Origin of the sequence: Blautia sp. AM28-27 (genome assembly GCF_003480905.1) — a bacterium.
GTDB lineage: Bacteria > Bacillota > Clostridia > Lachnospirales > Lachnospiraceae > Fusicatenibacter > Fusicatenibacter saccharivorans.
The window spans coordinates 19,283-44,067 of record NZ_QUJK01000023.1 but is presented as its reverse complement, the minus strand read 5'-3'; the positions used below and the strand labels follow the sequence as shown (position 1 = coordinate 44,067).

The following is a 24,785-nucleotide window of genomic DNA, read 5'->3' as shown; positions in this document are numbered from 1 at the left end:
GGCCGTGAAGCAGATCGACCTGAGAACTCCGCCGGGTTTGTGTCTGTGACATAAAGAAAATTCCTCCCTCTAATTATAATGCATTGTTACCATTATATCAGAAGAAAGGAATTACCGGGCAGATAAAATACCCAAAACCATAAAAAAATACAATAATACAAAACTTTTACGGATTTTCATCAATGATCTTGCACGTTCCGCCTTTTTCTTCGAAGTAATCCTGCATCTGCGCCGACAGCACATTCACATCCTCGTACTGCTCCGGCCGCACATGGTTCGAAATCCAGGCATCGCCGCCCTCGTACAGGATCTGATACTGACTGTTATAGGAAGCTTCATATACATATGATTCCCCGTCGAGCGTGCATTCATAACGAACCGTGCGAAGCGACGCTTCATCCCGCAGCTGTGATTCCGTGTACACCCGAAGTCCGATCGCCGCTCCAATCAGAACAAAGATCGCCGCAAACACACCAACAAACGCATACCGGATCACTTTCCGTCTCCGCACTGCCTGCTGCACCAGCTGATCATTTAAGACCGCAAGCTGCTGTGCAATCTCATTCAGTTCCGAAGGCTGCTCCTCCTCTACTTCCAGCCCGCCGCCCAGCAGCACGCTCACCGGCACCTCAAACAGCTCCGCCATCCGATCCAGCATCACCGCATCCGGAACCGAAATCCCTTTCTCCCATTTCGAAATCGTCTGCCGTACCACATGCAGCTGCTCCGCCAGCGTTTCCTGGGAATATCCTTTTTTCTTTCGCAGTATTTTGATGTTATCACTCAGCATAACTGTGTCCTCCGCGTATTTGATGGGCCTATCATACGATAAAAACTGGCGTTGCGGCAAGCAACAAAAAATAACACGGCAAATTAGGTTGTATTTATCCTAAGATTTATATATACTATAGAAAAAAGTCTTAAGGAGGTACCCAAAATGACTATCGACACAAAAACTTTAATTTCCATTTCCGAAGCAAACCAAAATTTTTCCAAAGTCGCCCGCCTGGTAGACGAATGTGGTTCCGCTGTGATTCTGAAAAATAACGTTCCAAGATATCTTGTCATCGACTTCAGCAAAGCCGAGCAGGAAACCACTGCATCCGACGAGGATGTGTTAAGCATCTCAAAACGCCTGATGGAACAAAACAAAGAAGCATACGAGGTACTTGCTAAATGAAAAGACTGAGTAAAAAGCAAATTCTCATGCTGCATACTCAGTTGATTCAGCAAACTGGCGGAAGCGACGGAGTCAAAGATTACAATCTGCTGGACTCTGCTCTCGAAACGCCTTTCCAGTCCTTCGGCGGAGAAGACTTGTACCCCACCCTGCAGGCAAAAGCCGCAAGACTGGGCTATGGCCTGATCAAAAATCATTGTATGATTCTTTCCCCAGCAAATACTGATAAATATCCCTCTTCGTCACCCCGCGATCCTTCGCCACGAGTTTCATCGCTTCTTTTCTTGCAATCCCCTGATCTTCATACCGTTTCATATGTTCTTCAATCGAAATCTCCTCAAACGCCGCCTTCGCCTCGTCCTCGATTTCTTTCTGGCTTCGGCCTTCAATCACAAGCACGCATTCCCCTTTCGGGTCTTCCTGTTCGTAGCGAATGATGGCATCTTCAATCGTGGTCTGCCATGCCGTCTCGTGTTTCTTGGTCAGTTCCCGGCAGAGTGTCAGCCGCCGGTTGCCAAGCGTCTCCAGCAGCTCCCGCAGCGTTTTCAGCAGATGATGCGGCGCCTCGTATACGATCATCGTCCGCGTCTCGTTTTTCAGCCGTTCCAGCGCCAGTTTATGTTCTTTTTTATCCGGCGGAAGAAATGCTTCGAAGACAAATCTTCTCGTTGAAAGTCCCGACAGTGTCAGTGCCGTCACACACGCGCATGCGCCCGGCAGGCTTGTCACTTCGATGCCTGCCTCGTACGCCATCTTCACCAGCTCCTCACCCGGGTCTGAGATTCCCGGTGTTCCGGCATCGGTGATAAGGGCAATGTTCGTTCCCGCCAGCAGCTTCTGCACCAGCTCGCGGCCCTTGTCGTATTTGTTGTATTCATGGTAACTCGTCATCGGCGTATGAATCTCAAAATGGTTCAGCAGCTTAATGCTGTTTCTCGTATCCTCCGCCGCGATCAGATCGACCTCCTGCAGAATGCGGATTGCACGGAAGGTCATGTCCTCCAGATTTCCAATTGGTGTTGCACACAAATATAATTTTCCTGCCATGTTCTTATCTCCCGTCTCCATATAATTCCCGGATGTCCTTTGTATACACGCCCGGCGTCTCATACACAATCAGCGGTTTCTCCACGGTAATTCTCGGATTCCCGCCTTTCATCGCCTCGATCAGCACCATGTTCGGCTCCTTGTCCACAAACGGATAAACGAGCTGCATCCTTTTTGGTTCCAGATGATATTTTTTCAGCGTCGAAAAAATCTCCGCCAGCCGGAACGGCCGGTGCACCAGATAGAACCGTCCTTTCGTCTTTAAAACCGCCGATGCCTCTTTCGCAATATCATCAAACGAGCACAGCACCTCATGCCGCGCAATCGTCTTCGCCTCAAGCGCATTCGTCAGCCCGTGCTGCCCCGTCATGTACGGCGGATTGCACGTTACCACATCAAACACTTCTTTTCCAAACTGCTGCGATGCCGTCTTCACATCTCCCTGGAAAATCTCAACATCATTTTCCAGATGATTGTACCGCACACTCCGCTGTGCCATCTCGGCACTGTACTCCTGAATTTCCAGCCCGGAAAAATGCTCTCCGTTTGTCTTCGCCTTCAGCAGAATCGGCACAATTCCCGATCCCGTGCAGAAATCCATCGCCCGCTCCCCGCGCTTCACCTTCGCGTAGGACGCCAGCAGCACCGCGTCAATGCCATAGCAGAAAAGGGATGGATTTTGTATCATCCAGTAACCGTTCTGCAGATCATCGAGCCGCTCACCCGGCTTCAAAAATTCTTCTTTTCTATCCAATGAAAATCCCTCCTCCTGCTGACCGCCCAGCGCCGCATCACACAAAAAGAAGCGTCAGTTTTACCCGGCGCTTACTTTTTTCAAAATGCATTCCAAATCAATCTTATTCCGGCTGTTTTGCCTCTTCCGAAGAAGCCTGCTCCCCGGAGCTGTTTCTGTCTTTTTTCTTCTCTTTGCCTTTTTCCTTCTTATGCTTCGGCTTGAACTTGAGCTCTTCCACCGGGCACTCCCGCATTTCCTTCTCATCGTTCACATCCACCAGCACTTTTACGAGCTGACGAAGCACATTCACACCGGAAACCTCACCTTTCATGCCGTCCGGCAGCGTTACGATATCGCCGACACCCGGCAGCTTGCGGTTCAGGTATTCATAGGTTTCCTGCTCGTTTTTCAGGCAACACATCAGTCGTCCGCAGACACCCGAAATCTTCGTCGGGTTCAGGGACAGGTTCTGCTCTTTTGCCATCTTGATCGAAACCGGTGCAAACTCGGACAGATACGTATGGCAGCAAAGCGGTCTGCCGCAGATGCCGATTCCGCCGAGGATCTTTGTCTCATCGCGGACACCGATCTGGCGAAGCTCGATTCTCGTCTTAAAGACAGCCGCCAGATCCTTTACCAGCTCACGGAAATCAATTCTTCCGTCGGCGGTAAAGTAAAACAGCATCTTGTTATTGTCAAACGTATACTCTGCATCGATCAGCTTCATCTCCAGGTTGTGCGCCCGGATCTTCTTCTGGCAGATTTCAAACGCTTCTTTTTCTTTCTTGCGGTTGCTCTCCTCCCGCGCATCATCCTTCGGCGTTGCAATGCGGATGACTTCTTTCAACGGCTGGATCACCTTGGAATCGTCAACTTCTTTTGGCCCCAGCACAACGAAACCATACTCTACGCCGCGCGCCGTCTCAACGATAACGTGGTCGCCCACGCAGATGTCCAGCTCTCTCGGCGAGAAATAATATACTTTTCCTACGTTTCGAAAACGTACTCCTATAATTGTTATCATGTTATCAGTTTTCCTTCATTGTCAGGAACATAAGCTCCATGGTTAAATCAAAATTAACATTCGCGTTCAGGCGGGCTCTCGCCTTCTGAATCGCCTCTATAATCTTCTCCAGGCCTTCGTATGAGCTCTTATTTGCTCTCTCACGGATTCCATTCAGCTCCTGCTTGAACACAAGGGAATCGACCTCTTTTGTCGCCTTAAAGAGCAGAACATCGCGGAACCATAAAGAAAAGATATCGAAATAATCATCAATATTGTCTTTTTCGGCCGTCAGTTTTTTGATCGTCTCCACGATTTCATACAGCGGCATACTGTCGGCGTACTTTGCCATGCGGAGTGCATTTTCCAGCGTCTCCTCGTATTCCGGAGAACGGGCAATCCGCTCTGCTTTTCCGATATTTCCCTGCGCCAGGGACGCATCAACCTCTGCCTGGTAATCCGGCACATGCATTTCGTTCATCAGATAATCTTTCACAAGCTGGTCTCCCACTGGTTTTAAATTTAACTGCACGCAGCGTGACGAAATCGTCGGAAGCAGCGCATCCGGGTTGTCTGCCAGAAGCATGACAACTGCGTAGGCCGGCGGCTCCTCGATCGTCTTCAGCAGCGCGTTCTGCGCCTGAAGTGTCAGCTTCTGCGCCTCGTCGATGATATAAATCTTGTACGGACTGCTGTACGGCTTGATCATCACATCGTTAATGAGCTGCCCGCGGATTTCATCGATGCTGATGGTGTTCGGCTTTTCATGCTTCACATAAATGATATCCGGATGATTCTGGCTCTGTGCCTTTTTACAGGACGGGCATTCCATACAGGGCTCGACCCCGTGCTTCTCGCACTGAAGCGTCATCGCAAACAGTGAAGCCATCATTTTCTTTCCCGATCCACTCTCTCCGCCAAAAAGATAAGCATGAGATACTTTATTCATCGAAATGGCATTCTGTAAATGCGTTATGATTTCCTGATGTCCTACAACCTTCTGAAAACCCTGCATAAAATCACCCCCTGGAGTTCTTTTGTATTTCTTACTAATACTGCATTAAGTATATCACAACTTTTTCTGTTGTTCCACAAAATTCTGAATTTCGAAAAAACAGTCTTCCGGCGTAGAATTATTGGAAAATCTGCGGACAATTCCAGCTTCCGCAATTTTCTCCTCCGTAAAATCCTCACAGTCCGCCAGGAATCTCCGGCACATCTCCGCGTATTTCGGCTCTGTCTGTTTTCTTTCCCGTTCCAGTGCCCGCGAAAGCCGCAGCCCGTCGTCCACCTCGACATACAGCGGAACCATCGCCTGCTCCCCGAAGTATGCCTTTAATTTCAGATACGATTCCAGTGTCCCGATTCCGAGATAATCATGCTTCGCAAGATCAATCTGCCCGTCATCCGCCGTAAAATAATACCACGGCCCCTGCACCGTCGAATACATGCGCTCCTCGATAATCTTTCCGGCCTCCCGCAGTTCCGAAAGCCGTTTTTCATCCACAAAGAAATACTCTCTTCCGTCCTGCTCCCCGCTCCGGATCGGCCGTGTTGTATACAGGACAAACGGTTTTAAATCCAGCGCCGTCTCCTGGATCAGATTCTCATAAATATGATCTTTCCCTGACGCACTTTTTCCCATCAGATAGTAAATTTTTCCCATTTTATCTCTCCCCGAAACACAGATTCTTTATGCCTTAAACCGATATCCAACGCCCCAGATCGTCTCGATATACTGCGGCTTTGCCGTATTAAACTCTATTTTTTCACGAATCTTCTTGATATGCACCGTAACCGTCGCAATATCTCCGATGGACTCCATATCCCAGATCTCACGGAACAGCTCTTCTTTCGTGAAAACGCGGTTCGGATTCTCCGCAAGGAAGGTCAGCAGATCGAACTCTTTCGTTGTAAACTGCTTCTCCTCTCCGTTCACCCACACACGGCGTGCCGTCTTGTCAATCTTGATGCCGCGGATCTCCACAACATCATTCTCTTTCTTGCCGTTTCCGACCAGACGGTCGTACCGTGCCAGATGCGCTTTCACGCGCGCAACCAGCTCACTCGGAGAAAATGGCTTCGTCATATAATCATCCGCACCAAGGCCGAGTCCGCGGATTTTGTCGATATCATCCTTCTTTGCCGAAACCATGATAATCGGAATATCTTTCTTCTCACGCACCTCACGGCAGATCTCAAAGCCATCCACCTCCGGCAGCATCAGATCCAGGATCAGCAGATCGAAATCCTCCTTGACCGCCCGTACAAGACCGGTGTCTCCCTGGTTTTCAATCTCCACCTCAAAGCCCGAAAGCTCGAGATAATCTTTCTCCAGATCTGCAATGGATTCCTCATCCTCAACAATCAATATTTTACTCATGAAACAGGTACCTCCTGATATTTTCTTAATACAAAGTACATCGTGGTTCCCACCCCTTCTTTGCTGGTGGCCCACACTTTTCCGCCGTGGTCTTCAAGAATCTTCTTCACGATGGAAAGACCAATTCCGCTGCCGCCTCTCGTGCTGTTGCGGGACGCGTCGGTACGATAAAAGCGATCGAAAATCTTCGTCAGATCCTTCGTCGCAATTCCCTTTCCGTTGTCCTCAATCTCCACCTGCACAAAATCTCCGACATCACGCAGACGGATGTTGATGACCTTATGGCTCTTGTCCATATATTTGATGGAATTGCTTACAATGTTATTGATGACACGCTTGATCTGCTCCGCATCCGCGATGACGATCGGGTCGTCCTCGAGATAATTAAAGTATGTCAGATCCACATGCTGCGCGTCAAGCTCCAGATTCAGTTCCTCCACGCAGTCATCAAAATAATCCGCAATGTGAATCTTCGAAAACGTATACGGAATGCGGTTCGTGTCAATCTTGGAATAAAACGTCAGCTCATTGATCAGACGGTCCATCTCATTCGCTTTGTTGTAAATGGTGCGGATGTAGCGGTCCATCTTCTCCGGCGTATTTGCCACACCGTCCATGATTCCCTCGACATAACCCTTGACCGCGGTAATCGGTGTTTTCAGATCATGCGAAATGTTGCTGATCAGCTCTTTATTCTCTTTGTCAAACTCGACTTTTTCCTCCGCCGTCTCTTTCAGCCGGATACGCATCTCCTCAAAGTCCTCGCAGAGGTCATTAATCTCCGCCACGCCGCACGGTTCAACAGTGAAATCCAGATTTCCGTCTTTGATATTCTGTGTCGCCTTTTTCAGCTGCTCGAGTGGTCCGATCACACCGCGGTAAATCCAGAAGCTCAGGCCCAGACTGGTGAGCACCAGAATCAGCACAATCACGATGCCTAGCTCTTTTACCATGCCCGTAATCTGCGGCGCAATCTGGTCTGTCTTGGTGACGATAAACGCACTGCATTCTTTTCCGTCCGAGTTCTCATAGTCCACCTGTTTGACCATCCACTGTTTTTCATTGCGGAAATAAACGCCGCCCTTCAAATTGGCCCCCGGGTCACCGTATTTCGGCAGCTCATTTTCCAGCTCCTCCGACGACAGCTCCTCCGAGCCATTGTAAATGATAACACCATCCTCGCGCACCGCGATAAACGACTGTTTTTTCTGCAGTCTTGCATTCAGAACAGAGAGATAATTCGTTTCTTCCAGCTTTGCCGTATCCGATTTCGCGGTATCCTCTACTTCGTCGTACTCTTCTGATGTCATCGCATTCAGCAGCAGGGTGTTGTTCGAAATCGTCCGGTATGTTGCGTTCGCAAGACCGTATTTTTCACCGATAATCTTTGCTTTATACCCTACAAAAAAGTAAAACGTCAAGGCACACATCACGATCGGAACCAGTATGATGATGAAAAAAGAAATGATTACTCTCGTCCTTAATTTCATGCTTTTCTTCTTTTTTTCCATATAAGATCCACCTGTTTTCCAACACATATTTCGTACTTTTGCGCACAAAAAATCCCCAGTACGCAGTCTAAATTTATTATAGCACAACGCCTGAGGATTTTTCATTAACTTAGATGAATCTTTCTAAACTTTCTATAAACAGAAAAACCTGAAATTAGAGGTATTTCTTCAGGTCTTCTACTTTATCCAGTTTCTCCCACGGCAGATCCAGATCGTTTCTTCCGAAGTGGCCGTAAGCGGAAGTCTGTTTGTAGATCGGGCGGCGCAGATCCAGCATTTTGATGATTCCAGCCGGACGAAGGTCGAAGTTCTCACGAACGATGTCGGTCAGTTTGTTGTCGGAGAGTTTTCCTGTGCCGTAGCTGTCGATCATGATGGAAGTCGGATGGGCGACACCGATTGCATAGGAAAGCTGGACCTCGCATTTGTCGGCAAGACATGCTGCTACGATATTCTTTGCTACGTAACGTGCTGCATAAGCTGCAGAACGGTCTACCTTTGTACAGTCTTTTCCGGAGAAAGCTCCGCCGCCGTGACGAGCGTATCCGCCGTAGGTGTCTACGATGATCTTACGTCCGGTGAGGCCGGAATCTCCATGAGGTCCGCCGATTACAAAACGGCCGGTCGGGTTGATGAAGAACTTGGTGTGCTCATCTACCATGTCTGCCGGGATAATTTCGTCGAATACGTATTTTTTGATATCCTCATGGATCTGCTCCTGGGATACTTCCGGATCATGCTGTGTGGAAAGAACAACAGCGTCAAGGCGGAACGGTTTGCCGTTCTCATCATACTCTACGGTTACCTGTGTTTTTCCATCCGGACGAAGGTATGTTAAAGTACCGTCTTTGCGGACTTTGGTCAGCTGGCGGGCCAGTTTGTGTGCCATGTAGATCGGGTATGGCATGTACTCTTCGGTCTCGTTGGTTGCGAATCCGAACATCATTCCCTGATCTCCTGCTCCAATGGCATCGATCTCCTCATCGCTCATATTGCTCTCTTTTGCTTCGAGCGCTTTGTCTACACCCATAGCGATATCGGTGGACTGTTTGTCAATTGCAGTTACAACAGCGCAGGTATCTGCGTCAAATCCGTATTTTGCACGGTCGTAGCCGATTTCGCGAACGGTATCACGTACAACCTGCTGGAAATCAATGTGTGCGTTGGATGTAATCTCACCCATTACCATAACGTATCCTGTTGTAGTACAGGTTTCGCAAGCTACGCGGCTCATCGGATCCTGCTCAAGCAGCGCATCCAGAATCGCATCAGAAATGGCATCACAGATTTTGTCCGGATGTCCTTCGGTTACAGACTCAGAAGTAAACAGTCTTTTTTCCATTCTTTTTCTCCTTTTTTTCTTCTCTTCTCTTTTGCTTTTCGTTCGTGGGCTTTGGCTTTCCCTGAACATTTTTTCGTAAAAAAAGATCCGCAATTTTTAGCGGACCTGAATAGTAATGTTCAAATCCCCTTATTGTTCGAAAATTTCGCTCAGGCTGGCACCTTCCCGTACAGACCATTCTGTCTGGGGGTTGCCGTGGTTTCACAGATCCTATGTATCTCCACCACTCTGAATAAGAGAAAAGCAACTGAATTTTTGATTTTGTTTTTTGCTACTCTGATACACTATCGCAAAATACGCCATTCGTCAAGAGGAAATAAAAGGATTTGAGACATTTTCTTACTGTTGTCCCAAACATCCTTTCTTTTTTTCTGATTTTTCGGCTGTATCTTCTGTTATTTGTGAACAGATAAGAAAACTCTCCAAAACAGAGAGTTTTCTTATCTGCTGTATCGTTTTTTCTACTCTTCTGCTTTCATCTCGCGGACAACCTTCCGCAGCTTCAGAATCATGGACGGAGCAACAGAAAGCTCATCCACTCCCATTCGTACAAACTGCTCCGTCAATGTCAGGTCTGCACCGAGCTCCCCGCAGATTCCTGCCCATTTTCCGCATTTGTGTGCATTTTCCACCACCATGCGAATCATCCGAAGAACTGCTTCATGGTGTGGGTTGTAAAAATCATCCAGCTGCTCATTCTGACGGTCAATCGCCAGGGTATACTGCGTCAGGTCATTCGTTCCGATGCTGAAGAAATCCACCATTTCCGCCAGACGGTCGCTGATCATCACGGCAGCCGGTGTCTCGATCATAATGCCCTGCTCCGGAATTTTATACTGCACTTCCTGTTTTTTCAGCTCTTCCTCTACTTCTGCAACAATTGCGTAGATTTTTTCTACCTCTTCTGTTGATGTGATCATCGGATACATGACAGAAAGGTTTCCGTAAACGGCTGCGCGGAACAATGCGCGAAGCTGCGCTTTAAAAATTTCCGGCTGTTTCAGACAAATCCGGATTGCACGGTACCCAAGCGCCGGATTTTCTTCTTTTCCAAGATTAAAGTATTCTACCTGCTTATCTGCCCCGATATCCAGCGTACGGATAATCACTTTTTTGCCTGCCATGGTCTGCACGGCCTGTTTATATGCCTGAAACTGTTCTTCCTCCGTTGGGAAATCATTTCTTCCAAGATAGAGAAATTCACTTCGGAAAAGTCCGATTCCGCCGGCATCATTTTCCATCACATAGCCAAGGTCACCAACACTGCCGATATTTGCATAGATGTTGATCTTACGGCCATCCGGTGTAATATTTTCTTTTCCTTTCAACTCCTCAAGAAGCTTCTGTTTCTCTGCTTCTTCCTGCATTCTTTTTTCGGTTTCCTTCTGCACATCCTCCTCCGGCTCAAAGATAACCTGACCTGAAAAACCGTCTACAACGGCCGTCATGCCTGTTTTCAGACCGTTTAAATCCATCGGGACACCGATTAACGCCGGAATATTCATCATTCGCGCAAGAATCGCAGTATGAGAATTGGTAGATCCATGTACAGTCACAAACGCAAGTATTTTTTCTTTGTCCATCTGTACAGTTTCACTCGGACTTAAATCGTCTGCCACTATAACAGATGGTTCCATAGAGCTCAGGTCGTTATCTCCCTCTCCGCTTAAATTGCGGACCAGACGTTCGGAAATATCTTTTACATCTGCGGAACGAGCCTTCATATATTCATCATCCATAGCTGCAAACATCTCTGCAAAATTATCGCCGGTTGCTGCCGCTGCATATTCTGCATTTACCAGTTCTGTCCGGATCATGTTCTCCATTGATTCCAGATAGTCCTCATCCTCCAGCATCATCTGATGGACTTCAAAGATCGCCGCACTTGCCTCTCCAACTTCCCGGACTGCCTTGTCATACAGTCTGCCAAGCTGTTTTTTCGAAACCTCCACGGCTTCTTTCACACGTTTTACTTCTGCTTCCGGATCTTCAATCCGGGCTCTTTTAACCTGGTAATCATTTTTCTTCAGAACCGCAACCGGTCCCATAACAATTCCTTTATATACGGATTTCCCCTGAAAATACTGCATTTTTTATCCTCCGAGCGTACTTTTTACAGATTTGCTTCGAAAAACGCTTTCAGCGTCTCAATCGCTGCATCTTCGTCCTCTCCGTTTGCTGCAACGGTTACGGTATCTCCCTGCTTTACACCAAGTGACATCAGCATCATCAGCTGAGTCAGTTTTTTCGTTTTTCCATCTTTTGTGATGGTGCATTCCGATGCAAAATTTTTTGCCTCCTTTACCAGCATTCCTGCCGGTCTTGCGTGGATTCCCAGTTCATCTTTAATGGTATATTCAAATGTTTTCATGCTTTTATTCTCCTTCTTCTCTGTCCATAATCCGTTCTATGTGCATAGCGAGATATCCAATTTCGATCTCCTCCATCGGAAGTTTCAGCCTCTTTTCCATCTCCTCACAGATTCGTTTCGCCGCCTGAAAGGCTTTCGGAAACTTTACGGACATGTAGTCATTCATATTTACTTTCAGTTTTTCCCCACTGACCGCTCTTGCAACCATATAGCGGATATGGTTCATCATACGGTTATACGACAACGACATCACATCGATGGTATGCCCGGTGATATGCTCCACCAAAGAAATGCTCTCCCGGACTGCTCTTGCTACTTCCATGGCCTGTGAAACATTTTCCTCCACAATTGCCGAATGAACATGAAGTGCAAGATAGCCGATTTCATGTTCATCAATTTCGATCTGAAGCCGTTCTTTTAAAAGCTCCCTGATACAGGAAGCAACTTTATACTCTTTGTAAAACATCACACGGATATCGTCGGTGAGCGGATTGCTGATCTGCTCACCGTTCTGAATCCGCCGGACAGCAAAATCCAGATGATCTGCCATTGGAAAGACGATGGAACGGTCAATTTTTCCAAATTCCTTTTCTGCCTCGTCAAGCACGGCACTCGCCAGCTCCAGGCTGAGCGGAGAAACGCCCTGTACAATGGTTCTGGCATTTCCTCGCTCCGTCATCTCTGTCAGGGAATAAATGCGGGCATCGTCTCCCGGCTGTACACGCTGTCCCGTTTTTTTCCCAAATGCAATTCCTTTCCCCATGACCAGATATTCCCGGTTATTTTCTTCTTCCACACCAATAAATGAATTGTGGTTCAGTGTTTTTGCTATCCTGTACATTCTTCTCACCCGTTTTTAAGGCACAGCTTACGCGAGAATCTCAATCGCAAATAAAGGATCTCCTGCTTTTACCGGTCCGTCTGTCAAAAGACGGATTCTCTGGTTCTCCTCCAGCTCTGTGCAAAGAACCGGTGACGTAACCGACGGCGCATGTGTTTTCAGATATTCCAGATCCAGCTTCAGCATCGGATCACCTTTTTTCACGGTCTGACCGCTTTCTACCAGTGCCTCAAATCCCTCTCCGTTCAGTTTTACTGTATCAATTCCGACATGAATCAGAAGGCTGACCCCGGAATCGGTTACAAATCCAATCGCATGTTTTGTGTCAAAAACAAACGCGACTTCTCCGTCCTCCGGAGCACGCACATAAGGATCTTCCGGTGTCACAACAGCGCCGTCTCCCATCATCTTTTCTGCAAACGCTTCATCCGGCGCAGTAGAAAGGTCGGCTGCCAGTCCGCTTATCGGGCTGCAGACAGTAATCGTATCCACAACCTTCTGTTCTTTTGTTTCCTGCGTCGGTTCCGCCTCTTTTGGGGTTGGTGTATTTTCTGCTTCCGCATACGTATTCGGAGCTTTTTCCAGATAATCCTCTAAATTTGATTTTATCACAGTTACATTGGGTCCGTAAATAACCTGTACACCATTTCCTTTATGCACAACGCCAGATGCCCCTGTCGCCTTTAAAATACCATCGCTGACTCTCGCTGCATCATGAACAGTACAGCGCAGTCTTGTCGCACAGCAGTCCACATCCGAAATATTTTTCTTTCCGCCAAGACCTTTTGTGATCGCTTCACTCATGGCATCTTCCGATGCCACCCCATCGTTCTGCGCTTCTTTTCTGGCATTTACATCTGCTTTCGTATAAAGCTTGGTTTCTACATCATCATCCTCACGGCCCGGTGTCTTAAAATCAAACTTTTTAATCATGAATTTGAAGATAAAATAATACAGGAAGAAATAAAGAATGCCGACCGGAATCACCCTCATCCAGCTTGTCTTTTCATTTCCCTGCAAAATACCGAACAGGAAGAAGTCCAGAAGTCCGCCGGAAAAGGTAAGACCCACTGCGATATTCAGGATGTGTGCGATCATATAAGCTGTTCCCGCAAGAATAACCTGCACGACAAACAACGCCGGCGCAACAAACAGGAACGAGAATTCCAGCGGTTCTGTGATACCGGTTGCCATACACGCAAGTGCTGCGGAAAGAAGCAGACCGCCTGCTGCTTTTTTCTTCTCCGGTTTCGCACAATGGTACATGGCAAGTGCCGCTCCCGGAAGTCCGAAAATCATAAAAATAAATTCTCCGGAGAAATATCTCGTTGCATCTGCACTGAAATGTGCGACATTCGCAGAATCCGCAAGCTGTGCGAAGAAAATATTCTGTCCGCCCTGCACCATCTGTCCTGCCACTTCCATGGTACCTCCGACTGCCGTCTGCCAGAACGGCATATAGAATACGTGATGCAGACCAAATGGAATCAGTGCTCGCTTAATCAGACCGAAAATCAGCGTTCCAGCATAACCGGAGCCGGTTACCAGGCCACCCAGCGCATAAATGCCGTTCTGTACAACCGGCCATACAAAATACATTAAAATTCCCACAAACATATAGACGATCGTAGAAATAATTGGTACAAAACGAGTACCTCCAAAGAAAGAAAGTGCGTTCGGAAGCTGGATCCGGTAAAATCGATTATGAAGTGCTGCTACTCCAAGACCGACAATAATACCGCCAAACACACCCATCTGCAGCGACTGAATACCGCAGACAGAAGTGATGGTTCCTTCCAGAACGGATTCTGCAATTTCTCCGTTTTCCAGAATCTGACCCGTAATAGTCAGCATTGCGTTAATCGCTGTATTCATAACGAAATATGCAATAACGGCTGACAGGGCAGAAACCTCTTTTTCCTTCTTTGCCATACCAATTGCAACACCTACCGCAAAAATCAGAGGCAGGTTATCAAACACTGCACTTCCTACTTTGTTCATGATCACCAGCAGTGCATGAAGAATTGTGCCGTTGCCGAGCAAACTTGTCAGCCCGTACGTTTCAATTGTGGTTGCATTGGTAAATGAGCTTCCGATTCCCAGTAAAAGTCCGGCTACCGGAAGAATTGCGATCGGGAGCATAAAGCTTCTTCCCACTCGCTGCAGAACACTAAAAATTTTGTCCTTCATTTTTTTACTCCTTGTGTAGTTTATACTTTTTACAAGAAGAGTTTCTGCGGTTTTGCATCTTTTTAGCCGGTCTGTACTCTTTTTCTAAAACAGAGTACAAAAAAGAGACACTAACCCACATAAACAATTCCTGTTATGTATAGTTAATGCCTCCAAAAATCGAGTTACACACTACAACTGTAGTTGAATATAGCACAGATAAATCTCTTTTGTCAAGTCAGTTCTTATTATTTGAAAGATAAAAATAATTCACAATAATAGTAGTAAAATTTAAGCCAATTTCTTCGCAATAAGGTAAAATAAAATAAAAGAACGGTACCTTTTATTGCACCGTCCTTTTTGTCAACATTTGTTTTATACTGTTTTCACGCTCTTAACCGGAATTTCTGGATATCCTTTGCATTATTCACGCGCTCAATTTCAGCGCCGAGTCCACGGAGCTTTCCGTCGAAGTCCTCGTATCCGCGCAGAATGTATACAATATCATCCACCACGGTAACACCCTCTGCTGCAAGACCTGCAATAACAAGTGCTGCTCCGGCGCGAAGATCCGGTGCGGAAACCTCTGCTCCGGTAAATTTCTCTACGCCGTCGATGATCGCCGTGTTGCCTTCTACTTTAATACAGGCGCCCATACGTGCCAGCTCATCCGCATATTTAAAACGATTTTCAAAAATACTCTCTGTTACAATACTCGTACCGTTTGCCAGTGCCAGTGTAACCGCAATCTGCGGCTGCATATCGGTCGGGTAACCCGGATACGGCTGTGTCTTTACGTGTGTTCTGCCCAGACGTTTGCTTGCGCTCACACGGATGGAATCGTCAAACTCTTCTACGTCGCAGCCAATCTCCTCGAGCTTTGCGGTTGTTGCTTCCAGATGCTTTGGAATCACGTTTTTAATCAGCACATCGCCCTTTGTAGCTGCTGCTGCAAACATATACGTACCTGCCTCGATCATATCCGGTACGACCGCATAGCTGGTTCCGTGCAGGGTATCGACACCCTTGATCCGGATCACATCGGTTCCTGCTCCTTTGATGTTTGCTCCCATGCTGTTCAGGAAGTTCGCCACATCGACAACGTGCGGCTCTTTCGCTGCATTCTCAATCGTTGTATTTCCTCTTGCCATCGAAGCTGCCATCATGATGTTGATGGTGGCTCCAACGGAAACCATATCCAGGAAAATGTGGCTTCCATGCAGATCTGCCGCACTTGCCACGATTGCGCCATGACGGATGCTTACCTCAGCACCGAGTGCGCGGAATCCCTTTAAATGCTGGTCGATCGGACGGCTTCCAATGTTACATCCGCCCGGAAGCGGAACTTCCGCTCTTTTGTATTTTCCAAGCAGCGCGCCTAAAAGATAATAAGACGCACGGATTTTTTTGATATATTCATAATCAACGCTCAGATCTCCGATGGTTGCTGCATTGATCCGCACGGTATGGCGGTCGATGCGGTCCACGGTGGCTCCGATCTCTGCGATTGCTTCCAGAAGTACATTAATATCACTGACATCCGGCAGGTTTTCGATCAGGACCGTCTCATCGGTCATCGTTGCTGCCGTAAGAATTGCAAGCGCCGCGTTTTTTGCTCCCCCGATTTCCACTTCGCCCACAAGAGGATTTCCACCTCTGATGACATACTGTTCCATATATTCACCTCAAATTTTCTTTCTCATACTTAACGAGTGTGTTTTATCCAATATCTAACGAATCAAAGTCTTTTTCCTGTTTTTTTACACACTCCAGATACGCTGAAACGCACTGCTCCCCGCAGTGATTTTTCAGTCTCCCCTTATCTTAACTCAAATCTAATATTTTGTAAATCAATTTTAATATATTCCGTACTATTTCCGTTTTTTTCCACCGTTTCCGGTCAGGAATATTCAGAGAAACGTTATATGTAATTTCTAACTTTCAGAACATTTTCCTTATTATTACGTAATATTATGTTTTTGAAAATTCTCCGAATATTCCACCCGTTCCTTCTTACATGCCAATCTGCTCGCGAAGTGCCAGAATCGTGCCCTGGATATCCTTTCCGCTCTCATCGACCGTAATCTCGGCATACTGTTCATACAGTTTACTTCTCTCATCGTAAAGATCTTTGAGCGTCTGACCCTCTTTCAGCACAACGCCGCGTCCCTTCAGGTTTCCAAGACGCTTTGCCAGATCCTCATACGACAGCTTCAGGTAAACGATGGTTCCAATTTCTTTAAAATGCTCCATCGCCTCTTTTCCGTAAATGGCACTGCCGCCCGGTGCAATGACGCTTTCATCGGCTTCCAGAGTCGCATTGACCTCATTCTCAATCGCAAGAAAGCCTTCATTTCCCTCATCTGCAATAATCTCGCGCAGAAGACGTTTCTCCCGATGCTGAATCACAAGATCCGTATCAATAAACTCATACCCCAAAGCCTTTGCAAGGATAACGCCAACGCTGCTTTTGCCGGCTCCCGGCATTCCTATTAATATAATATTCCGTTTCTTCAAGTTTTATTCCTCCTGCTGTCCTGTATGTACTCTCGGAATCTTTTTGTTTCCTCTATCTCTGCAGATTTGTTCCGCCCTGCTTCATGATCTGCTCAATCTCTTTTTCGCTGACCACGTTGGCATCGTGCTGAATCATCAGCTTTAAGACGCTTGCAGAAATCGCAAAATCGATGGTTCTCTGCGGCGCAAAATCATGCGCCATCGCGTGAATCAGTCCTGCACCAAACGCATCACCGGCTCCGACTGCCTCAAAGCTGTGTACTTTGTGAACCGGGCTCTCATAGAATTTTCCGTCTTTCAGGTAAATTCCCATCCAGTCGCCGTCCTCCACGGTGTAGAGATTGCGCAGCACGCTCGCAACTGCTTTACAGTTCGGGAACTGTTTCTGAATTTCCAGCATGCCCTCTTTGTAAGACTCGATCTGTTCAATGCCGCGCGACATATCTCCATCATACGCCGGAATGCCAAGCGATGATTCAAAGTCCTCATCATTTGCAATGCAGACATCCACGTAAGACATCAGACGGCGCATGACGCGCTGTGCGTCCTTTGCTGACCACATTTTTCCGCGGTAGTTGAGATCACATACCACCTGAATTTTTTTCTCTTTGCAGAGCATAAGAGCGCTCTCCAGCGTCTTTTCGATCTCGCAGCTGATGGCCGGCGTGATACCGGAGAAATAAAAGAGATCCACGCCCTCGAGCAGTTTTTCCCAGTCAAACTCCTCCGCTTCTGCCATCGCGATCGCGCTGTAGGCGCGGTCATAAACCACGCTCGTCGGTCGGATGTTGGTTCCCTTTTCAAAATAGTAAATACCGACGCGGCCGCCGCCCCGCAGAACACGGGTCGTATCCACACCGAACCGGCGGATTTCATTGATGGCCGCCTGTCCGACCTGGTGCTCCGGCACTTTTGTCACGTAGGAAACATCGTTCCCGAGTGTTGCCAGAGAAACTGCGACGTTCGCCTCCGCGCCGCCGTAACTGGCTTCAAAGGTATCTGCCTGCAGTATTTTCAGATGCTCCGGTGTTTTTAAACGCAGCATCAGTTCTCCGAATGTAAGTATTTTCATGATAAAATCCCCTCCAGAAACATTTTGTTTTTCACCTCAATACCTTTTTATCTTACGCTGTTTTCTCCCCGGACGCAAGAAAAAAAGCGCAAAAAAGCGGCTTCCTGTTTCGATTCAGAAGCCGCTTTTTCTGCGTTTTCTCTTATTCTTTTACTGCTCCCAGTGTAATACCGGTTACGAAGTATTTCTGCAGGAACGGATATACAATCAGCATAGGAACAAGGGCGATAAATACCTTTGCTGCCTCCAGTGATTTGTTGGAGTTCTGTGCTAACTGCTGATACTGCTCTGCAGTCAGGGTTACGCCTACCGGGATCTGAACGGAGATCTGACGGATGTAGGTCTGTAACGGATAGTTCGTCTCTTTGTTCATTAATACCAGGCCCTGGAAATACTCGTTCCAGTAACCAACGGATGTAAACAGGACGATGGTTGCGATAACCGGTTTGGAACACGGAACTACAATCTGCCACAGGATACGCCACGGGCCGGCGCCGTCTACACGGGCTGCCTCCTCGAGGTCTCCCGGGATGCCGCGGAAGAAGTTCATCATCAGGAGTACGTTGAATACCGGAACAGAACCAGCCAGAACCAGTGCTGCCATCGTATCGATCATACCATAATTTTTAACGGTGATGAACCACGGAATGGTACCACCATTGAACAGCATACAGAATACCAGGATCCACATCAGGACGTTTCTCGGTTTGTACTCTGTTTTGCTCTTTGCCAGCGGATAGGACATCATAATCAGGACAACCATGGTCCATATGGTTCCAATCACAACTCGCTTGATGGAAATCCAGAAGGAATTCCAGAATGCGGAATCACCCATAATCAGGCTGTAGGATTTTACGTTTGATCCGATCGGGTAAATCGTTACAAGACCGCCCTCAGCGGCTGCTTTTGAAGAAATAGATACGCAGAACGTATACCATAACGGATAAAAACAGCTGAATGCCAGGAGAATCAGGATGATAGCATTTATGACTTTAAACGCTTTGCTGCCAAAACTCTTGCTTTCTATCATAATTTCTGCCCTCCTTAGAAAATCTTGTAATCAGCAAACTTGTAAGCACAAACATAAGAAGTAACAACCAGCACGAAGCTGACAACAGATTTAAAGAGACCTGCTGCAGTAGCCAGCGAGAACTGCATGTTTGTAATACCAATACGGTATACGTATGTATCGATGATATCACCAGTTTCAATAACCAGCTGGTTGTACATGTTGAATACCTGGTCGAAACCTGCATTCAGAACGTTGCCCATTGCCAGTGTGGTCAGAAGAACGATGGTCGGAACCAGTCCCGGGATGGTGATGTGCCATACACGTTTCCAGCGGCTTGCGCCGTCGATTGCAGCTGCCTCGTAAAGGCTCGGGCTGATGCCGGTCAGCGCTGCAAGATAAATAACTGCGTTGTAACCGAACTCTTTCCATACATCAGTTCCGATCAGTAACTGACGGAAGATGCCAGGCATGGTCATCGGAAGAACGGTATCCGTTGCACCCATTGCGCTGCGGACCGTGTTGAAAATTCCGTTTGCGCCAAGGATATTGGTGATGATGTTTGCAAGGATAACCCAGGATACGAAGTGCGGCAGATATACGATCGTCTGAACCGTCTTTTTGAACTTCATATTCTTTACCTCATTCAGCAGCAGTGCGAACACCAGCGGAATGATGATATTCAGGATAACCTTTGCGATTGCAATAATCAGAGTATTGACAAGTGCCCGTTTTGCATCCGGGATAACGGTCAGGTATTTAAACCATTTCAAACCTACCCACGGAGAGCCGAACCATCCTTTGCTCGGATTGTAATCCTGGAATGCCATTACAATACCAACCATCGGAACGATAGAAAACATAAACAGCCAGATATAACCCGGCAGAACCATTAACGTATAGTGAAAGGAATTTGACAGCCCGAGATGGCCTTTTTTCTTCTTCACGGCAAGCTCCTCCTTTGATGTCATTTTTTTAAAGTAGTGGGGTACAGGCTTTCCTGTACCCCACCCTCCACATCATACATTTACATTAGTTACTCAGCCAGGTAATCTTTTACCAGCTCAAGGATCTGATCACCACCCTGTACATGCCAGTCGGTGCAGAACTGATCCCACTCGTCAAGGCTCTTCGCACCAGTGATGAACTGAAGGATACTCTTGTCTTCCAGGTCAGAAATCTGGGTCCAGTAGGTATCCATTCCGTCGATGGTGTAGTACAGTTCAGAATAGATCTTGTGATCCGGCTCAAGTGTTGCGTATGGACGATCACCAATCAGCAGTGCATAGAATCTGTTGAACTGTCCGTTGTTGGTGTTGACATCCATATCGGTTACTGTCAGATCTCTGGATCCGTCATAGTCCTCAGAGATAACGTCTTTCAGAGTTGCGGCATCGTTTGCCAGGTTCTTGTACAGACCGTTGAATTTGCTTCCGCCCTGCTGATAATCATCTGCGCTTGCTTCGCCTTTGATGATTCCCATCAGTGCATCATACTCATACTCGCACTCGTCAGTAGCTGCCATGGTGTTACGCAGCGGATACCAGCCGATTGCTACAGAAGTATCGAAGGTAGACTCATCACGAACGAGTACGTTGTTCATGATAACAATGGCTTTCTTCACATCATCCGATGCGTTTTTGTTTACCATAGTATAAGTGGTTCCAACGTCTTTCATATGAATATTCCACTCACCGTCTTTGGTGTACAGCGGATATGCCTGCCAGTTTGCATTGTTATCGTTACGGAAGGAATCCGGGTTTCCGTATCCAAGGCTCCACCATGGTCCCATGAAGATACCGCAGGTTCCGTTCTTAACATTGTTTGCATTGTCGCCGTTGGTTGTGGTTCCAACCTCCGGGTTGATGAGGCCTTTTTCATACCAGTCATGTAAGGTGGTAAGGGCTTCTTTCATTTCATCTGTTGTAGTTCCCCAGTACAGTTCGCCGGAATCATCTTTCAGAAAATACCCCGGTGTTGCATTGAATGCCTGATATACAGCATCGAAACCGTATCCGTTGTTGGAGGAGTTCAGGAAGTTGGAGTAGGTTCTTCCGCCGTTATCAATACCTGCGATTGCATAATCCGGGCTGAGACCTGCGTCTTTAAATTTCTGAGCTACTTCGCCGAGTTCATCTACGGTCTTCGGAACTTCCAGTCCTAACTGATCCAGCCAGTCCTGACGGATAAAGTACAGGTAAACACCATCGGTATCTACCGATATGTTTGGCAGTGCACAGAAGGTTCCGTCTACGGTTGCATTGTTGATCGCACGTCCTTCGGTAGTCTCGATGATTTCTTTTACCTGTTTGGATGCGTACTGGTTGAACTCCGGCCAGAGGTCTGCAAGAAGATCTGCTCTTGCTGCCTGTACCAGGTAGTTACGGGTTGGTGCAACGACTGCATCCGGAAGGGAAGCAGATGCGATTGCCAGAGATACTTTCTGCTGGAAGTCAGATGCATTACCTGCAGTCCAGTCGCAGACAACTTTGATGTTGTAGTTATCCAGAAGGTATCTGGTGTACTGGTTGTTATCTACGGAATCGCCGTCCGGAAGTGTGGTATCCTTCGGGTCGATCTGATATCCATAATGTACTTCTACGACATGATCAAATTTTGCAAACGCACGATCGTCATTTTCACCCGGTACTGCATCATCTGCTTCATCAGCTGCTGCAACCCAGTCACCAGAACCTGCTGCATCGCCGGAGCCGCTGTCCGATGAGGTATCCTTTGCTTCATCGCCGCCTGCCGTACTTGATGCTGTTGTGCCGCTGCTCTTGCTGTTTGTGTCAGAACTGTCTCCTCCAGTGCTGCCACATGCTACCAGGCTTACGATCATGGTGCTTGCCAGTAATGCAGAAATTACTTTCTTTTTCATTTGGTGTCCTCCTTGTGATTTACGTTCTTTTTGCGTGCTCCGTTGTTGCTTTTGTCCAGGCTTACGAAGAATCCATTGTTTTTAATCATACGTTTTGCCTAAAACTTTCACATTTTCGTCACACTTTTTATGCAATGATTATACCTCTCTTCCACCCGTTTTGACAAGCATTTTTTATGTATTTTTCACAATTTATTTCGTTTTTTTAATTCATATTGTCGATTTTGTACACTATTTTAAAATTTATAGTCAATCTTGACTTTTTCTTTTTCGTTATTCTTTTATCTATTGACGGATTTTTTGTGCTTTTTCCGTCATTTTGTATATTCCTCGTATTTTCAGACATTTTACCTGCAGAGCCTTCTACCGGCAGTTCCCTCCGAATGCCGGGCAGCACAATAAAAAAGAACCTCTTATCTCTCCCCGGAAATACTTCTTTCCGGAAACATAAGAGGTTCTTTTTCTTTTTTTGTTCTTTATTCTGCTTTTTTCTTCTCTTTTGGAATAATAATATTCAGTACAATCGCCGCAACAGCTGCCGGAACAATACCGGAGCCGCCGAAAATCAGCTGGATATAATAAGGAAGCTCAGAAGTTGCTCCCGCTGTGGAACCAAGGCCGTAGCCAAGACCCAGTGCAACAGAAACGATCGTGATCTCACGGCTCGTAATCGGCTCTTTTGTGATGAGCTGGATACCGGAAACCAGAATTGACGCAAACATCATAACGGCTGCACCGCCGAGTACGGACTGCGGCATAATGGATACAAATGCTGCAATCTTCGGGCAGAGTCCGCAGAGGATCAGGAAAATGGCTCCGCAGGAAAGTGCCATACGGTTTACGATTTTTGTCATCGAAATAATGCCGACGTTCTGTGCAAAAGAAGTATTCGGGAGAACGCCAAGTGCTGCTGCAAAGCTGGATCCGAGACCGTCGCAGATGATACCGCCGGAAAGCTCAGAATCGGTTGCCTCGCGGTCCATACCGCTCTCTACGCAGGCGCAGATATCGCCGACCGTCTCAACGGTTGTTACGATGAACATGATCGCTACCGGGAGAATTGCCTCCACACGGAAGACTGGTTTTACCTCAGCCAGTTTTCCAAAGCCTGCAATACCAGGGAGCGCGAACCAGGACGCATCTTTTACCTGCTGGAAATTGACAACCCAGGAATATGTATAGGAAACAGTGCTTCCATCCTCAAGAACCGCCGTTCCGGTATGCGGCAGAACCATGGTCATAATAATAGCTACCACGTAGCCGACTAAAATACCGATCAGAATTGAAGCCGTACTTAAGATTCCCTTCGGATTTGTAAAGTGCTTCAGTGCCAGCGTTACAATCAGAACGACCATGCCAAGGAACAGGTTCTGTATGGAACCGTAATCGTTCGTTCCGGAACCGCCGCAGAGATAATTGATTCCAACCGGAATCAGCGAAAGACCGATCGCCATAACGACGCAGCCGGTAACAACCGACGGGAAAAATTTACGAAGCGGCTTTAAACAGACGCCAAGCACGCCCTCAAACAGACCGCCGACAATTGTCGCACCAAGGATAGCGCCGTACGTCAGCGCGCCCTGTCCCAGCACGGCTGTCACGCTCTTGAATACGCCGAGGAATCCAGAAGATGTACCCATAACAATCGGCACTTTACCGCCGATCGGTCCAATCGAAAACATCTGTACCAGTGTTACAATACCGGCTACTGTCATTGCATTCTGCAAAAGAGCCGTACGAAGTGCACCGTAGCCCGCATCCGCCGTCAGACCGCACGCTCCCATGATGATCAGAAGCGGGGTGAGGTTTCCTACGAACATCGCCATTACATGCTGCAATCCAAGCGGAATCGCCTGCTTCAGCGGAATCCGTCCTTCAAAGGTGTACGGGGTTCCCATAGCTGAACTTTTTTCTTTTTTCATTGCTTTTCTCCTGCTTTTGTAGATTTGGGCTGCCTTGCCTTTCGGTATGGAATATGCCCTGCACAGCCGGAATTTTTCCGGCAAAGCGTCCTTGTTTTTTCTTATAGATACTTATAAGTTTTTCTTTTTAAACAAGTCTTCTTCATAAGCTGTGCTTTTATGTAAAAAGATTATCATGTTTCTTTTTTCCCGTCAACCCGCATCTTGTACAGAATTCCATAAAAAGGAGACACCGGTCTGTGTTCCTCATCTCACAGATCAATGCCTCCTTGTTTTCTTCCTTCAATTTAAGCGTTCTGGAAATCCTCAATCGCTTTTACGGTGCGGTTATATTCTTCCGTCACCTTCTGCATCAGATCATCCGTCTCGGTCTCCTGCAGCGGTCTTAACCGCTCGGTCAGCTCGGCGCTTGGCTCGTACAGATTTTTAAAACCAAGATTCTGGCACACGCCTTTTAATGTATGAGCTGCACGGAATGCAACCTCAATATTTCCGTCCGCCAGTGCCTGGCAAAGCTCCTGATAGCTCGGATCCTGCGGAAATTTTAAAATGATCCGCTGAATTAGAGATTCACTGCGAAGCCGCTGAACGGTTTCCTCGTAATCTGCTCCCATCTGCATGTAGCAATCTTTTAATGTCATCTTCTCTTCCTCTTCCCTGTATGCAAATTCATTACATATTAATGCAAACAAGTTCTTTATCAATACATAAATAATTATATTTCTCACGCAAGCTCTTGTCAACTTCTGCTTTTCATTATTTTTGCATTATTTTTGTTTACTATACGCTCTATTTCTGAAC

22 protein-coding genes, 1 pseudogene and 1 riboswitch are annotated in these 24,785 nt (G+C 47.1%); of the genes and pseudogenes, 2 read left to right on the top strand and 21 right to left on the bottom strand.

Annotation, left to right across the window (positions count from 1 at the left end; translation table 11 throughout):
• Positions 1–166: 166 nt before the first annotated feature.
• Positions 167–790, bottom strand: a complete 624-nt coding sequence (locus DW743_RS16710) for a helix-turn-helix domain-containing protein (protein WP_117762182.1) — start codon at positions 788–790, stop codon at positions 167–169.
• Positions 791–937: 147 nt separating this feature from the next.
• On the opposite strand from DW743_RS16710, the gene DW743_RS16705 reads away from it, so the two are divergent.
• Together DW743_RS16705 and DW743_RS18965 are read left to right on the top strand one after the other, a co-directional pair.
• Positions 938–1,180, top strand: a complete 243-nt coding sequence (locus DW743_RS16705) for a type II toxin-antitoxin system Phd/YefM family antitoxin (RefSeq protein WP_117762181.1) — start codon at positions 938–940, stop codon at positions 1,178–1,180.
• Positions 1,177–1,320: pseudogene (locus DW743_RS18965) on the top strand (type II toxin-antitoxin system death-on-curing family toxin); the annotation flags it as partial. The gene DW743_RS16705 and the pseudogene DW743_RS18965, both read left to right, overlap by 4 nt.
• A gap of 46 nt (positions 1,321–1,366) precedes the next feature.
• On the opposite strand, the gene rsmI reads toward DW743_RS18965, so the two are convergent.
• The 20 genes from rsmI to DW743_RS16595 all read right to left on the bottom strand — a co-directional run bounded on the left by rsmI (position 1,367) and on the right by DW743_RS16595 (position 24,625).
• Positions 1,367–2,227: a 16S rRNA (cytidine(1402)-2'-O)-methyltransferase gene (gene rsmI, locus DW743_RS16695; RefSeq protein WP_117762180.1), complete on the bottom strand. Its 861-nt coding sequence runs from the start codon at positions 2,225–2,227 to the stop codon at positions 1,367–1,369.
• Between the two features lie 4 nt (positions 2,228–2,231).
• Positions 2,232–2,915, bottom strand: coding sequence for a tRNA1(Val) (adenine(37)-N6)-methyltransferase (locus DW743_RS16690; RefSeq protein WP_055226320.1), 684 nt, complete (start codon positions 2,913–2,915; stop codon positions 2,232–2,234).
• 169 nt (positions 2,916–3,084) lie between these two features.
• Positions 3,085–3,987 carry a PSP1 domain-containing protein gene (locus tag DW743_RS16685; protein WP_055226011.1) on the bottom strand — a complete coding sequence of 301 codons (903 nt, stop codon included), beginning with the start codon at positions 3,985–3,987 and terminating at the stop codon, positions 3,085–3,087.
• 4 nt (positions 3,988–3,991) lie between these two features.
• Positions 3,992–4,981, bottom strand: coding sequence for a DNA polymerase III subunit delta' (gene holB, locus DW743_RS16680; protein WP_117762179.1), 990 nt, complete (start codon positions 4,979–4,981; stop codon positions 3,992–3,994).
• A gap of 54 nt (positions 4,982–5,035) precedes the next feature.
• On the bottom strand, positions 5,036–5,632 hold the full coding sequence (locus DW743_RS16675; protein ID WP_117762178.1) for a guanylate kinase: 597 nt from the start codon (positions 5,630–5,632) through the stop codon (positions 5,036–5,038).
• A 27-nt stretch (positions 5,633–5,659) separates the two neighbouring features.
• Positions 5,660–6,349 carry a response regulator transcription factor gene (locus DW743_RS16670; protein WP_022461272.1) on the bottom strand — a complete coding sequence of 230 codons (690 nt, stop codon included), beginning with the start codon at positions 6,347–6,349 and terminating at the stop codon, positions 5,660–5,662.
• Positions 6,346–7,839 carry a sensor histidine kinase gene (locus DW743_RS16665; protein ID WP_117510729.1) on the bottom strand — a complete coding sequence of 498 codons (1,494 nt, stop codon included), beginning with the start codon at positions 7,837–7,839 and terminating at the stop codon, positions 6,346–6,348. Before DW743_RS16665 ends, DW743_RS16670 begins: the two co-directional genes overlap by 4 nt.
• A gap of 175 nt (positions 7,840–8,014) precedes the next feature.
• Positions 8,015–9,202: a methionine adenosyltransferase gene (metK, locus tag DW743_RS16660; RefSeq protein ID WP_117762177.1), complete on the bottom strand. Its 1,188-nt coding sequence runs from the start codon at positions 9,200–9,202 to the stop codon at positions 8,015–8,017.
• Positions 9,203–9,328: 126 nt separating this feature from the next.
• A riboswitch (SAM riboswitch) is annotated at positions 9,329–9,441 on the bottom strand.
• 222 nt (positions 9,442–9,663) lie between these two features.
• Positions 9,664–11,292, bottom strand: a complete 1,629-nt coding sequence (gene ptsP, locus DW743_RS16655; protein ID WP_117762176.1) for a phosphoenolpyruvate--protein phosphotransferase — start codon at positions 11,290–11,292, stop codon at positions 9,664–9,666.
• A 23-nt stretch (positions 11,293–11,315) separates the two neighbouring features.
• Positions 11,316–11,573: an HPr family phosphocarrier protein gene (locus tag DW743_RS16650; protein WP_055267256.1), complete on the bottom strand. Its 258-nt coding sequence runs from the start codon at positions 11,571–11,573 to the stop codon at positions 11,316–11,318.
• 4 nt (positions 11,574–11,577) lie between these two features.
• Positions 11,578–12,414, bottom strand: a complete 837-nt coding sequence (locus DW743_RS16645) for a PRD domain-containing protein (RefSeq protein ID WP_022461277.1) — start codon at positions 12,412–12,414, stop codon at positions 11,578–11,580.
• Between the two features lie 27 nt (positions 12,415–12,441).
• Complete coding sequence (locus tag DW743_RS16640; RefSeq protein WP_117762175.1) at positions 12,442–14,604, bottom strand: PTS transporter subunit IIABC; 2,163 nt, start codon at positions 14,602–14,604, stop codon at positions 12,442–12,444.
• 365 nt (positions 14,605–14,969) lie between these two features.
• Positions 14,970–16,259 (bottom strand): UDP-N-acetylglucosamine 1-carboxyvinyltransferase, encoded by a 1,290-nt coding sequence (locus tag DW743_RS16635; RefSeq protein WP_117510690.1) that lies wholly within the window; start codon positions 16,257–16,259, stop codon positions 14,970–14,972.
• A gap of 337 nt (positions 16,260–16,596) precedes the next feature.
• Positions 16,597–17,100, bottom strand: a complete 504-nt coding sequence (locus DW743_RS16630; protein ID WP_117762174.1) for a shikimate kinase — start codon at positions 17,098–17,100, stop codon at positions 16,597–16,599.
• Between the two features lie 52 nt (positions 17,101–17,152).
• On the bottom strand, positions 17,153–18,172 hold the full coding sequence (locus DW743_RS16625) for a sugar kinase (protein ID WP_117510686.1): 1,020 nt from the start codon (positions 18,170–18,172) through the stop codon (positions 17,153–17,155).
• A gap of 142 nt (positions 18,173–18,314) precedes the next feature.
• A complete protein-coding gene (locus tag DW743_RS16620; RefSeq protein WP_117510684.1) occupies positions 18,315–19,202 on the bottom strand; it encodes a carbohydrate ABC transporter permease in 888 nt (295 codons plus the stop codon).
• A gap of 14 nt (positions 19,203–19,216) precedes the next feature.
• Positions 19,217–20,128 carry an ABC transporter permease gene (locus DW743_RS16615; RefSeq protein ID WP_238033680.1) on the bottom strand — a complete coding sequence of 304 codons (912 nt, stop codon included), beginning with the start codon at positions 20,126–20,128 and terminating at the stop codon, positions 19,217–19,219.
• An 89-nt stretch (positions 20,129–20,217) separates the two neighbouring features.
• A complete protein-coding gene (locus DW743_RS16610; RefSeq protein WP_117510680.1) occupies positions 20,218–22,062 on the bottom strand; it encodes an extracellular solute-binding protein in 1,845 nt (614 codons plus the stop codon).
• 476 nt (positions 22,063–22,538) lie between these two features.
• Positions 22,539–23,984 carry a uracil-xanthine permease family protein gene (locus DW743_RS16600; protein WP_117762173.1) on the bottom strand — a complete coding sequence of 482 codons (1,446 nt, stop codon included), beginning with the start codon at positions 23,982–23,984 and terminating at the stop codon, positions 22,539–22,541.
• Between the two features lie 287 nt (positions 23,985–24,271).
• The gene (locus tag DW743_RS16595; RefSeq protein ID WP_055220310.1) at positions 24,272–24,625 is read right to left on the bottom strand and encodes an Hpt domain-containing protein; all 354 of its coding nucleotides are present in this window, start codon (positions 24,623–24,625) and stop codon (positions 24,272–24,274) included.
• Between the last annotated feature and the right edge of the window lie 160 nt (positions 24,626–24,785).